At 52.2% G+C, this 13,602-nt stretch carries 11 protein-coding genes; 2 read left to right on the top strand and 9 right to left on the bottom strand.

Translation table 11 applies throughout. From position 1 onward, the window contains the following. The 9 genes from nuoI to lrhA form a co-directional block, all read right to left on the bottom strand. A complete protein-coding gene (gene nuoI / locus QUE74_RS14790) occupies positions 1-543 on the bottom strand; it encodes an NADH-quinone oxidoreductase subunit NuoI (RefSeq protein ID WP_000172749.1) in 543 nt (180 codons plus the stop codon). A 14-nt stretch (positions 544-557) separates the two neighbouring features. Continuing rightward, complete coding sequence (nuoH, locus tag QUE74_RS14795; protein ID WP_000118503.1) at positions 558-1,535, bottom strand: NADH-quinone oxidoreductase subunit NuoH; 978 nt, start codon at positions 1,533-1,535, stop codon at positions 558-560. Further along, positions 1,532-4,258: an NADH-quinone oxidoreductase subunit NuoG gene (gene nuoG, locus QUE74_RS14800; protein WP_001354793.1), complete on the bottom strand. Its 2,727-nt coding sequence runs from the start codon at positions 4,256-4,258 to the stop codon at positions 1,532-1,534. Before nuoG ends, nuoH begins: the two co-directional genes overlap by 4 nt. A gap of 52 nt (positions 4,259-4,310) precedes the next feature. Next, a complete protein-coding gene (nuoF, locus tag QUE74_RS14805) occupies positions 4,311-5,648 on the bottom strand; it encodes an NADH-quinone oxidoreductase subunit NuoF (protein WP_000789502.1) in 1,338 nt (445 codons plus the stop codon). Next, positions 5,645-6,145, bottom strand: coding sequence for an NADH-quinone oxidoreductase subunit NuoE (gene nuoE / locus QUE74_RS14810; protein ID WP_000545042.1), 501 nt, complete (start codon positions 6,143-6,145; stop codon positions 5,645-5,647). Before nuoE ends, nuoF begins: the two co-directional genes overlap by 4 nt. A gap of 2 nt (positions 6,146-6,147) precedes the next feature. After that, positions 6,148-7,950: an NADH-quinone oxidoreductase subunit C/D gene (gene nuoC, locus QUE74_RS14815; protein WP_000247878.1), complete on the bottom strand. Its 1,803-nt coding sequence runs from the start codon at positions 7,948-7,950 to the stop codon at positions 6,148-6,150. A gap of 93 nt (positions 7,951-8,043) precedes the next feature. Then, a complete protein-coding gene (gene nuoB, locus QUE74_RS14820; RefSeq protein ID WP_000386733.1) occupies positions 8,044-8,706 on the bottom strand; it encodes an NADH-quinone oxidoreductase subunit NuoB in 663 nt (220 codons plus the stop codon). A gap of 15 nt (positions 8,707-8,721) precedes the next feature. After that, the gene (gene nuoA, locus QUE74_RS14825) at positions 8,722-9,165 is read right to left on the bottom strand and encodes an NADH-quinone oxidoreductase subunit NuoA (RefSeq protein WP_000062997.1); all 444 of its coding nucleotides are present in this window, start codon (positions 9,163-9,165) and stop codon (positions 8,722-8,724) included. A 629-nt stretch (positions 9,166-9,794) separates the two neighbouring features. Continuing rightward, positions 9,795-10,733 carry a transcriptional regulator LrhA gene (lrhA, locus tag QUE74_RS14830; protein ID WP_000622290.1) on the bottom strand — a complete coding sequence of 313 codons (939 nt, stop codon included), beginning with the start codon at positions 10,731-10,733 and terminating at the stop codon, positions 9,795-9,797. A 919-nt stretch (positions 10,734-11,652) separates the two neighbouring features. On the opposite strand from lrhA, the gene alaA reads away from it, so the two are divergent. Both alaA and yfbR read left to right on the top strand, forming a co-directional pair. Then, positions 11,653-12,870, top strand: a complete 1,218-nt coding sequence (gene alaA / locus QUE74_RS14835) for an alanine transaminase AlaA (RefSeq protein WP_000074523.1) — start codon at positions 11,653-11,655, stop codon at positions 12,868-12,870. A gap of 83 nt (positions 12,871-12,953) precedes the next feature. After that, positions 12,954-13,553, top strand: a complete 600-nt coding sequence (yfbR, locus tag QUE74_RS14840) for a 5'-deoxynucleotidase (RefSeq protein ID WP_000813867.1) — start codon at positions 12,954-12,956, stop codon at positions 13,551-13,553. Positions 13,554-13,602: the final 49 nt, after the last annotated feature.

The raw sequence follows: 13,602 nt of genomic DNA on the forward strand, positions 1-13,602 counted from the left end.
TTACGGTAACAGGCTCTTGACGTCGATAGGCTTGGCTTCGTTCTCTGCTTCGCCCTTATCTTTGCCGTCGATTGCCATACCTGCCATCCGGTAGAAGTTATATTCCGGGTATTTGCCCGGACCGGAGATCAGCAGATCCTCTTTCTCATAAACCAGATCCTGGCGCTTGTATTCCCCCATTTCGAAATCCGGGGTTAACTGAATCGCCGTGGTCGGACAGGCTTCTTCGCACAGACCACAGAAAATGCAGCGTGAGAAGTTGATGCGGAAAAATTCCGGATACCAGCGACCGTCTTTGGTTTCTGCTTTTTGCAGCGAGATACAGCCGACCGGGCAGGCGACCGCGCAGAGGTTACAGGCTACGCAACGCTCTTCGCCGTCCGGGTCGCGGGTCAGAACGATGCGACCACGATAACGGGGCGGCAGATAGACCGGCTCTTCCGGGTACATTCGCGTTTCGCGTTTGGCGAACGCGTGCAGGCCGATCATCCAGATACTACGAACCTGGGTGCCGAAACCTACTAACAATTCTTTTAAGGTCATGGTCTTAGTGCCCCTTATTGCGCCTGCCAGAGAATGACAGCCGCCGTTACCAGCAAGTTGATCAGCGTCAGCGGCAGACAGATTTTCCAGCCGAAGGACATTACCTGGTCATAACGCGGACGCGGTAACGACGCACGAATCAAAATGAACATCATCATAAAGAACGCGGTTTTCAGCGCGAACCAGATGAATGGCGGTAAGAACGGGCCTTGCCAGCCACCGAAGAACAGCGTCACCATCAATGCGGAGATGGTCACAATCCCGATGTATTCGCCCACGAAGAACAGTCCGAACTTCATGCCGGAATACTCAATGTGGTAACCATCCGCCAGTTCCTGCTCGGCTTCCGGCTGGTCAAACGGGTGACGGTGACACACCGCCACGCCCGCGATGGCAAAGGTAATAAAACCAAAGAATTGCGGGATGACGTTCCACACGTGCGCCTGGCTGTTAACGATGTCGGTCATGTTGAATGAACCGGCCTGCGCCACCACGCCCATCAGGGAAAGCCCGAGGAACACTTCGTAGCTCAGGGTCTGCGCAGAAGCACGCATCGCACCCAGCAGCGAGTATTTGTTGTTACTTGACCAGCCCGCAAACAGCACCGCGTAAACCGCCAGACCTGCCATCATCAGGAAGAACAAAATCCCGATGTTCAGGTCGGCAACCACCCAACCCGGACTGACTGGTACAATCGCAAAGGCCAGCAGCAGCGAGGTAAAGGCAATCATCGGTGCCAGAGTAAAGATGACGCGATCCGAGAATTTCGGGATCCAGTCTTCTTTAAAGAACATTTTGATCATGTCCGCGACCAGCTGGAGCGAACCGCCCCAGCCAACACGGTTAGGTCCGTAACGGTTCTGGAACAGACCCAGCAGGCGACGTTCGCCAAAGCTCATGAATGCCCCGCAGGTGACAACCACCAGCAGGATCACCACCGCTTTGAGGATGGTCAGCAGGATCTCAATCAGTTCCGGTGATATCCAACTCATTGTTGTGCCTCCTTGAGATCCTCAAGATGCGCGCCAGCCAGCACCGGAGCAATGCCGGACATGCCCATCGGCAAGCCCACCTGCCCTGCCGTCAGTCCTTCGGCGATTTCAACCGGCAGCGTGACCGTGTTGCCATCGTAACTAAAGGAGACGCGTGTACCCCCGTTCACCCCCAACTTCGCGGCATCCGCGGGGTTGAGTTTGATGTACGGCTGCGGCATACGGCTCTGGAAGACCGGAGCACGCTGTGACAATTCATCGCTGCCAAACAAGTGGTAGTACGGCGCGATACGCCATTTCCCTTCCTGCGGCTGGAAGCGTGCCGGTACGCTGGTGAAGTAATCCAGACCGTTTTCGCTGGTTTCAAACAGACGCACGCCCGGATCGCCAAAACGCAGTTTGCCGCCCACTTCGTCCTGGAATTTGTTCCACGCCTGCGGGGAGTTCCAGCCCGGCGCCCAGGCAAACGGCACTTGCGAACGGTGCGCGGTCGGCTGGTTGTTACCCTCCATTGAGAAGGTGAACATGGTGTCAATATCCTGCGGCTGACGCGGCTCATGAACGCTGATGTTGGCGCGCATGGCGGTACGACCACTGTAACGGTGCGGCTCACGGGCCAGTTTCTGACCACGAATACGGAATGTCGCATCCGGCGCAGCATCTTTGATTCCCGCCAGTTCCGGGATTTTCGCCACAACGGCGTCAATCACATGGTCGAGCTGCGTCCAGTCCACTTCACGGCTCAGCAGGGTACTGTGCAGCGAGTGCAGCCAGCGCCAGCTTTCCAGCATCACAGTTTTGCTGTCGTAATAAGCCGGATCGTAAACCTGGAAGAAACGTTGGGCGCGGCCTTCGTTGTTGATCACCGTACCGTCGCTTTCAGCAAAGCTGGCGGCGGAAAGTACCAGATGGGCGTTTTCCATAATCGCTGTGCGTTGATGGTCAACCACCATCACCAGCGGCGCTTTCGCCAGCGCAGCATTCACGCGGGTAGCGGAAGCGTGACGATGCAGATCGTTCTCCAGCACCACCACCGCGTCGGCGCGTCCGGTTTCCAGTTCGGTCAACGCTTCTTCAAGCGATCCACCGCCCATAATGCCCAGCCCCATGCTGTTGACGGAACGGGCAATCATGGTGATACCGACGTCAGCGCCGCGACCTTTCAGGGCTTTCGCCACGTTAGCCGCTGCCTGAATCACTTCAGCGCTACCAGCGTTTGTCCCGGAGATAATTAACGGTTTCTTCGCACCTGCCAGTGCCTGCACGATGACGTCGATTTTGCTTTGCAGTTCAGGCTCGATACCCTCAACCGCTGGCGCGGAGTTATCCAACGCATGAGCAATGGCAAAACCTAAACGCGCCTGATCTTCAACCGGTGCGCGGTAAGTCCACGCCGCGATATCATCCAAACGGGTGTCATCAACGTTAGTCACAAACAGCGGATGCTTCGCACGTTGGCCAATGTTGAGGATTGCCGCAATCTGCCAGTCAGCCACTTTTTGTGCTGCCGCCATTTCGCGTGCTTTACCTTTCACCGCCTGACGCACTGCCAGCGCAACGCGCGCGCCGGTCTGGGTAACGTCTTCGCCCAGCACCAGTACCGCATCGTAAGATTCAATTTCGCGTAAGGCCGGAGTATAAATGCCGCCTTCGCGCAGCACTTTTAGCGCCAGTTGCAGACGTTCCTGCTCACCGTGAGCGATACCGGTGTAGAAGTTTTCTTCGCCCACCAGCTCACGCAGCGCAAAGTTGCTTTCCACGCTGGCACGCGGAGAACCGATGCCGATGACTTTCTTCGACTGACGCAGAATATCTGCCGCGCCCTGCATTGCCTGTTCGGCGTTGAGGGTAATGAAATCATCGCCACGACGCTGTACTGGCTGACGCGGACGGTCTTTCAGGTTGACGTAGCCGTAACCGAAACGACCTCGGTCGCAGAGGAAGTAGTGGTTTACCGTACCGTTGTAACGGTTTTCGATACGACGCAGTTCGCCATAACGCTCGCCGGGGCTGATGTTACAGCCGATGGAACATTGCTGGCAGATGCTCGGCGCAAACTGCATATCCCATTTACGGTTATAACGCTCGGAGTGCGTTTTGTCGGTGAATACGCCGGTCGGGCAAATTTCGACCAGGTTACCGGAGAATTCGCTTTCCAGGGTGCCGTCTTCCGGGCGACCGAAGTAGACGTTGTCATGTGCACCGTAAACGCCCAGATCTGTACCGTCAGCGTAATCTTTGTAGTAACGCACGCAGCGGTAGCAGGCGATGCAACGGTTCATTTCGTGAGAGATGAACGGCCCCAGATCCTGATTGCGGTGGGTACGTTTGGTGAAACGGTAGCGACGGAAGCTGTGTCCGGTCATCACGGTCATATCCTGAAGATGGCAGTTACCGCCCTCTTCACATACCGGACAATCGTGCGGGTGGTTGGTCATCAACCACTCGACCACGCTTTCACGGAACTGTTTCGCTTCTTCGTCGTCAATGGAAATAAAGGTGCCATCGGAAGCCGGTGTCATACAGGACATCACCAGGCGACCACGCGTGTCTTCCGCGTTTTGGTATTGCTTCACCGCACACTGGCGGCAAGCACCGACGCTTCCCAGCGCCGGATGCCAGCAAAAGTAAGGAATATCAAGGCCCAGAGACAGACAAGCTTCCAGCAGGTTGTCCGCTCCGTTAACCTCATATTCTTTGCCGTCTACATGAATTGTAGCCATTAGCATGCTTCCAGTTTTCTCAGTCAGAGACTGAGCGTTAATCGAAATTCGGTTACCAGCGCTCTTTCAGCAGGTTCGGCTGAATCCCATTAATCAAATGGGTATTGCTGAACGGCTGTTTGATTCCCGCCTCAAATTCTTCGCGGAAATATTTGATGGCGCTCTGTAACGGCTCCACTGCACCAGGTGCGTGGGCACAGAAAGTTTTACCCGGACCCAAGAATCGACACAGTTGCTCAAGTGTTTCGATATCACCCGGCTGACCTTCGCCACGCTCCAGCGCGCGCAGAATTTTCACGCTCCACGGCAGACCATCACGGCACGGCGTACACCAGCCGCAGGACTCACGGGCGAAAAACTCTTCCAGGTTTCGTACCAGCGACACCATGTTGATCTCGTGATCAACCGCCATCGCCAGCGCCGTACCCAGACGGCTGCCCGCTTTACCGATACTTTCGAATTCCATCGGCAGATCAAGGTGCGCTTCGGTCAGGAAGTCAGTGCCCGCACCGCCTGGCTGCCAGGCTTTGAATTTTAGGCCGTCACGCATACCACCGGCGTAATCTTCGAGGATCTCGCGTGCGGTAGTGCCGAACGGCAGTTCCCACAGGCCCGGATTTTTCACCCGACCGGAGAAGCCCATCAGCTTGGTGCCAGCATCTTTGCTTTTCGAGATGTTCTGATACCACTCCACGCCGTTAGCGAGGATCGCCGGAACGTTACACAGGGTTTCGACGTTGTTGACACAGGTCGGTTTGCCCCAAACGCCAGAGGTTGCCGGGAAGGGGGGCTTCGAGCGTGGGTTAGCGCGACGCCCTTCCAGGGAGTTGATTAACGCTGTTTCTTCCCCGCAGATGTAGCGCCCTGCCCCGGTATGGACGAACAGTTCGAAATCGAAACCTGTTCCCATAATGTTTTTGCCGAGCAGCCCTGCTTCGGTGGCTTCGGCAATGGCACGGCGCAGATTCACTGCCGCCTCGATATATTCGCCACGCAAGAAGATGTAGCCACGGTAAGCTTTCAGCGCAAATGCGGAGATGAGCATACCTTCCACCAGCAGGTGCGGCAGTTGCTCCATCAGCAGGCGGTCTTTATAAGTGCCCGGCTCCATTTCATCGGCGTTACACAGCAGGTAACGGATGTTCATGGATTCGTCTTTCGGCATCAGGCTCCATTTCAGGCCAGTCGAGAAGCCCGCACCGCCGCGCCCTTTCAGGCCAGCGTCTTTAACCTGATTGACGATCTCGTCCGGAGACAGCCCGGTCAGCGCCTTACGCGCGCCTTCGTAACCGTTTTTGCTGCGATATTCGTCCAGCCACACTGGCTGTTTGTCATCACGCAGACGCCAGGTCAGCGGATGCGTTTCGGGAGTACGGATAATGTTTTTCATTTATACCGCTCCAGCAGTTCAGGAATCGCTTCCGGAGTCAGATGCGCGTGAGTGTCCTCATCGATCATCATGTTTGGCCCTTTGTCGCAGTTCCCCAGGCAGCAAGTTGGCAGCAGCGTAAAGCGACCGTCAAACGTCGTTTGCCCTGGTTTGATGTTCAGTTTTTTCTCCAGCGCCGCCTGAATGCCCTGGTAACCGTTAATGTGACAGACCACGCTGTCGCAATAACGGATCACATGGCGACCAACCGGCTGGCGGAAGATCTGGCTGTAGAAAGTAGCCACGCCTTCGACATCACTTGCGGGAATACCCAGAACGTCAGCGATCGCGTGGATCGCGCCGTCTGGCACCCATCCACGCTGTTTCTGAACGATTTTCAGCGCTTCAATGGACGCCGCACGCGGGTCTTCGTAGTGGTGCATCTCGTGCTCAATCGCTTCACGCTCAGCCGCACTCAGCTCAAAAGCCTCGGTTTGTGGTTGTTGATTCTCGTGCATAATTAGCGGTCCACATCTGACATAACAAAATCGATACTGCCCAGATAAACAATCAGGTCAGACACCAGGCTGCCGCGGATCGCCGCCGGAATTTGCTGCAAATGCGCATAACTCGGCGTACGGATACGGGTGCGATAACTCATGGTGCTGCCGTCGCTGGTCAGGTAGTAACTGTTGATCCCTTTGGTCGCCTCAATCATCTGGAAAGATTCATTGGCAGGCATCACCGGCCCCCACGACACTTGCAGGAAGTGGGTGATCAGGGTTTCGATATGTTGCAACGTGCGCTCTTTCGGCGGCGGCGTGGTCAGCGGGTGATCCGCTTTGAACGGGCCTTCCGGCATGTTGTTGAGGCACTGCTCAAGAATGCGCAGACTCTGACGCAGTTCTTCCACTTTCAGCATTACGCGGGTGTAGCAGTCAGAAACACCACCACCAACCGGGATTTCAAAGTCGAAGTTTTCATAGCCAGAATAAGGACGCGCCTTACGCACATCGAAGTCGATCCCGGTAGCGCGCAAACCAGCACCGGTGGTGCCCCACTCCAGCGCCTCTTTCGCGCCGTAGGCGGCTACGCCCTGGGAACGGCCTTTCAAAATGGTGTTTTGCAGCGCCGCTTTCTCATAAGACGCCAGACGTTTCGGCATCCAGTCGAGGAACTCACGCAGCAGGCGATCCCAGCCACGCGGCAGGTCGTGCGCTACGCCGCCAATACGGAACCACGCCGGGTGCATACGGAAACCAGTGATTGCTTCCACCAGATCGTAAATTTTCTGACGATCGGTAAAGGCGAAGAACACTGGCGTCATCGCGCCGACATCCTGAATAAAGGTCGAGATATACAGCAGGTGGCTGTTGATGCGGAACAGCTCAGAAAGCATTACGCGAATGACGTTAACGCGATCTGGTACGGTGATCCCGGCCAGTTTCTCTACCGCCAGTACATACGGCATCTCGTTAACACAGCCACCGAGATATTCGATACGGTCGGTATACGGAATGTAGCTGTGCCATGACTGGCGCTCGCCCATTTTCTCCGCGCCACGGTGGTGGTAACCGATGTCTGGTACGCAGTCGACAATCTCTTCGCCATCGAGCTGCAAAACGATACGGAAAGCACCGTGCGCCGACGGGTGGTTCGGACCGAGGTTGAGGAACATGAAGTCTTCATTTTCGGTGCCGCGCTTCATCCCCCACTCTTCCGGTTTGAAGGTCAGGGCTTCCATCTCCAGATCCTGTTTGGCTTTGGTCAGCTCAAACGGCGAGAATTCGGTAGCGCGCGCCGGGTAATCTTTACGCAGCGGGTGACCTTTCCAGGTTTGCGGCATCATGATGCGGCGCAAATTGGGGTGACCGTCGAAAGTAATGCCAAACAGATCCCAGGTTTCACGCTCATACCAGTTAGCGTTCGGGAACAGCTTGGTGAAGGTCGGTACGTGCAGGTCGTTTTCTGCCAGCGCCACCTTCAGCATGATGTCGCGGTTACGATCAATAGATATCAGATGGTAGAAAACGGAAAAATCCGCGGCAGGTAACCCTTCGCGGTGTGTGCGCAGACGTTCGTCCATGCCGTGTAAGTCAAACAGCATGACGTAAGGTTTCGGCAGTTTCTTTAAGAAATCACCCACTTCCAGTAATTGTTCACGCTTGATCCACACAACGGGAACCCCGGTGCGAGTCGCCTGAACAGTAAAGGCATCCGGCCCAAAACGGTTGCGCAGTTCGCCAATCACCGGATCATCAAGATGATCGCGGGTCTGCCAGGCGGGTTCTTGCGCGGTTAAGTCGGTCATATTGTTCACCATTGCAAATGGTCCGTGGTGACTGTCGGCGCAGTAAGCTTCGCGAAATAGATTTAGGAATAAGCGAAGAAAAATCCCTTTGCCGACAGGCGCAAATTAAATCTCGTCAGGTGTACGCAGGTTGGTAACGGCAATGCGTTCACCGCGCTTGCGTTCGCGCTCTGATTGCATGTTGGCGCGATAAACGCCCTGATCGCCAACCACCCATGAGAGCGGACGACGTTCTTTGCCGATAGATTCCTGCAACAGCATCAATGCCTGCATGTACGCTTCAGGACGTGGCGGGCAGCCCGGGATATACACATCAACCGGAATGAATTTATCGACGCCCTGCACAACGGAATAAATATCGTACATACCGCCAGAGTTGGCACAGGCCCCCATTGAGATAACCCATTTTGGTTCCAGCATCTGGTCATACAGACGCTGAATAACCGGTGCCATTTTGGTAAAGCAGGTTCCTGCAACCACCATCAGGTCAGCCTGACGCGGCGAAGCACGCAATACTTCTGCGCCAAAACGTGCCACGTCATGCACCGCGGTAAACGAAGTCACCATCTCAACGTAACAGCAGGAAAGACCGAAGTTATACGGCCAAATTGAGTTTTTACGACCCCAGTTAACCATGTCATTGAGCTTGCCCATAAACACGTTTTTGTTAACTTCTTGCTCCAGAGGGTCGGTTACGATCTCCTGCTTTTGCAGGGGGTAACGGTCGTTCTCACCGTTGGGATCTATGCGGGTGAGCGTATAATCCATCTTAATGCCTCGCGGTTAGCGTTGACGATTAGCGATACTGTTCGTTTCCGGGTTCATACGCTCGCGGCGTGAACGCGCGGGCGTCCAGTCCAGCGCGCCAATACGCACCAGATAAACCAGACCTGCCAGTAACACAAAAATAAAAATTGCAGCTTCCACAAAGCCTACCCAGCCGCTTTCGCGGATAGAAGTTGACCATGCGAACAGATACAGCGCTTCAACGTCGAAGATAACGAAGAACATGGCCACCAGATAAAACTTGGCGGACAGGCGTAAGCGGGCGGAGCCGACCGAGTCGATACCGGATTCAAACGGAACGTTTTTCGACCTCGCGCGTGCGCGACCGCCTAAAAACCAACCGCCTACCAGCATCAGGCAACACAGGCCAATGGCAACGATAAGAAAGATAGCGAATGCCCAGTGATGAGCGATGACTTCAGTGGATGTTGACATACTCATTGCTTACTCATCAAAAGTAGCGCCAGATTCACTGCTCTTCACGGCAGATGGACGCCACATCGATTCATGGGGAGGAATAAAAAAAACCTTACAATCACTGTAGAAACTCTTTTATACAGCTAATTGATGTGGTCTTTTACTCCTTTCTATAACCTTTTGTCAACTTTAACAAAAGTTTCTTCACATTAGTTTACATAATATCAACACCATTAGCATTTAATGCCCTTTCACCCCAGATCCTTGACGACTCCAGGATAATTAGATGTTGTTGAATCGTGTCCGTTGTGAAGCAATGGAAAAAATACGGGTCTATTTTGACAGGAATTTGTGTCGATTCCTCCCCCCAAAAGAGAGTATTTTCTTGATCTGTGACACGCTTTTGTCATTCCATAACAAAAACGCAGCAACAAATTTACGTATTTTTTAACATCATTGTAGCAGGTGATTTTTTTCAGGCGATTATTTGTGCGTTCGGGACGTGAATCTCTGGTGATTGAAAAATGAACAGTTTTGTGCGTTCTGCACGATACGAGGAAGGCTTTTTACTAAAAAAAAGCCGCTGGGGTTTAAAACACCCCCAGCGGCTCGTTTTTACACTATTGTCTTAGAAATTATCTATGGTCCATCGATTACTCGATATCCCTTTCAATTAACAATGAGTCATCGCCTTCCGGAGCAGACATTGGGCTGTATTGCCACGGATTATGGTAGCTCTCCATCGCCTGATAGATCACCTGGGCCAGCTCATTATTACTGGACGGGTCATAGCACAGCAAATATTCGGTATCGGGTAGCGGCGGTAAGCCATCTACTCCACTCAGCACACGCAGGTCTGGACTCATCATCTCGACCGGCCTTGCCGTCACGCCAAGACCGGCTTTCACTGCCGCACGAACGGCCGGAAGCGTCGAGGCGACATAAGCCAGTCGCCATGGAATATCTGCTTTATTAAGCGTCGCCAGCACCATATCGCGAAACGGGCTAGGATCATCCAGCAATACAAGAGGGATCGGCTCGCCTTTTTGCAATACGTATTCCGCTGCGCAGTACCAGTGTGTTGGCGAGGTACGCAGGTTCAATGCCTTAAACGTTGAAGGACGATGGGTGGTTACCATCAAATCCACTTCCTGGGATTCCAGCATTTCTGCCATATAGGCATTACGTTTAACGCGGACATCCAGCGCTAGTTTCGGATAAACCGAACTCACGCGATTTAACAGGAAAGGTAAGATCGTATCGGCAGATTCATCTGAAGCACCGATAGTTAACACGCCCTGAAGATTGCTGAACATTAATGATGAGCAGGCCTCATCATTAAAACGCAGGATTTTCCTGGCGTAACCAAGAAGTTGAATGCCATGTTCAGTTAACAGTTTGTTGCGACCGTGACGAGCGAACAGTTCTTTCCCAACGAGTTGTTCCAGACGCTGCATTTGCTGACTTACGGCGGACTGAGTACGACACACAGCGGCAGCTGCGGCAGCAAAAGTGTTCAGATCGGCAACAGCAACAAATGTTCTCAGCAGATCGAGGTCGAGGTTAATTATCGGACGATTTGCACTTATCATATATTATCACTTACTGGCGGCTCGTACTGAGCTGGTTAATGCTGTGCACACACAAACAAGCAATTCCATTTGTAATGTGCCTCCCTGGCAGTTTCATCCGGAACCCGGACGAAAGTAAAAATGCATATGAGTTGCACTAAAAAAGCGACTCACATTGTTCCGTTATAATGCCTGAAGTAGATCACAGAATATATCTTCAGGAATCGCATATCTATTAAGTTACTCACTCTTTTGTATTTATGACATGCGCGTGTTTGTATAAATGTAAATGTGAGTCCTTGTTCCACTCTCGTGCAGCATCGCTGGTCATACGCGAACACGTACAAACAGCAATGGTGAGGCGGCATCAAGAGCAGGGATCCGTCATTTATGCGAGCATTTTACCCCAAAAACCTTTTATTTATAAGGGTCATTGCGAATTATCTGATGCAAAGTTATGTTATGTTAGGCAAAGTAATCTTCTATTATTAATAAGCACAACAAAACCTTTTTGAATATTAAATAATAATTAATTAGCATCATCCTCATTCATTAATCCCGCTTAACAATAGTTTCACACCTTGCCCCCATTACGACACCTCGGAAATCATCACGCTGTTAAACTCTCCGTAATGCGGAAATATCATCATCACGATTCATTAGTGAATTCTTAAACGAGGCATTTTCAAACAATTATCTTACAGATAAAAAAACCACACCCACAATTAAGAATCAGAACAATTAACTACATAACATTAATTATTAAGCATATACACCTAATTATTTTGCCATTATTAAGTTATTAACAGCACAATCAAGCCTTCCCCTCTGGCAAAATCTTATTCTGCAGACCTTCAAAACGCCGTCCTGGGGGAGTACATTGTTCTAAGCTGACTTCCACGGCAGGGAGTGGCGATAACAGCAAAAAAGGTCAAGATTCATGTCCCCCATTGAAAAATCCAGCAAATTAGAGAATGTCTGTTACGACATCCGTGGTCCGGTGCTGAAAGAAGCAAAACGCCTGGAAGAAGAAGGTAACAAGGTACTGAAACTGAACATCGGCAATCCTGCCCCGTTCGGTTTTGACGCGCCAGATGAAATCCTCGTTGACGTGATTCGCAACCTGCCTACCGCTCAAGGGTATTGCGATTCCAAAGGGCTTTACTCCGCGCGTAAAGCCATCATGCAGCACTACCAGGCTCGTGGCATGCGTGATGTTACCGTGGAAGATATTTACATCGGCAATGGTGTATCGGAGCTTATCGTTCAGGCAATGCAGGCATTGCTGAACAGCGGGGACGAAATGTTAGTTCCTGCGCCTGATTACCCTCTTTGGACTGCGGCGGTTTCGCTATCCAGCGGTAAAGCGGTGCATTATCTTTGCGATGAATCCTCTGACTGGTTCCCGGACCTTGATGATATTCGCGCTAAAATTACGCCTCGTACGCGTGGAATCGTTATTATCAACCCAAATAACCCAACCGGCGCAGTTTATTCCAAAGAGCTTTTAATGGAGATTGTGGAGATTGCGCGTCAGCATAATCTCATTATCTTCGCCGATGAAATTTACGACAAAATTCTCTATGACGACGCCGAGCATCACTCAATTGCCGCGATGGCACCAGACCTGCTAACCATAACCTTTAACGGACTGTCGAAAACGTACCGCGTTGCGGGCTTCCGTCAGGGTTGGATGGTGCTGAACGGGCCGAAAAAACACGCTAAAGGTTACATCGAAGGTCTGGAAATGCTGGCTTCGATGCGCCTGTGTGCTAACGTTCCTGCGCAACACGCCATTCAAACCGCGCTGGGCGGTTATCAGAGCATCAGTGAATTTATTACACCCGGCGGGCGTCTTTATGAACAGCGTAACCGTGCGTGGGAATTGATCAACGATATTCCGGGCGTTTCCTGCGTGAAACCGCGCGGTGCGCTGTACATGTTCCCGAAAATCGACGCTAAACGCTTTAACATTCACGACGACCAGAAAATGGTGCTGGATTTCCTGTTGCAGGAAAAAGTCCTGCTGGTTCAAGGGACAGCATTCAACTGGCCGTGGCCGGATCACTTCCGCATTGTCACGCTACCACGTGTTGATGATATCGAGCTGTCTTTGAGTAAGTTCGCGCGTTTCCTTTCTGGTTATCATCAGCTGTAATCTTAATTTCACTGCCGGAGATTGCATCCGGCAGTGTTATCCCGCCACAATGACCTGATGATGTCATCATACGTAAGGTCACTATGAAACAGAGCCATTTTTTTGCCCATCTCTCCCGCCTGAAACTCATTAACCGCTGGCCACTAATGCGCAACGTGCGGACGGAAAATGTGTCCGAACACAGTTTGCAGGTAGCGATGGTCGCCCATGCGCTGGCAGCTATCAAAAATCGTAAATTTGGCGGTAATGTCAACGCCGAACGTATCGCTTTACTGGCGATGTACCACGATGTCTCAGAAGTTCTCACCGGCGATCTCCCTACTCCGGTGAAATACTTCAATTCGCAAATCGCTCAGGAATACAAGGCTATTGAAAAAATCGCTCAGCAAAAACTGGTCGATATGGTTCCGGAAGAGCTGCAGGATATTTTTGCGCCGTTAATTGACGAGCATGCATACAGCGATGAAGAGAAATCTCTGGTGAAACAGGCAGATGCACTGTGTGCATATCTGAAATGTCTGGAAGAACTCGCGGCGGGAAATAATGAATTCTTGCTGGCAAAAACGCGACTGGAAGCGACGCTTGAAGCGCGCCGCAGCCAGGAGATGGACTACTTCATGGAAGTCTTTGTTCCCAGCTTCCATCTTTCGCTCGATGAGATTAGCCAGGATTCACCGCTGTAAGCAGCCGGAGTCTGCGTCGCATCAGGCAATAAGCGCCGGATGCGACATC

The sequence above is a fragment of the Escherichia sp. 10290 genome (genome assembly GCF_030295155.1).
In the GTDB taxonomy this organism is placed as follows: Bacteria; Pseudomonadota; Gammaproteobacteria; order Enterobacterales; family Enterobacteriaceae; genus Escherichia; species Escherichia coli_F.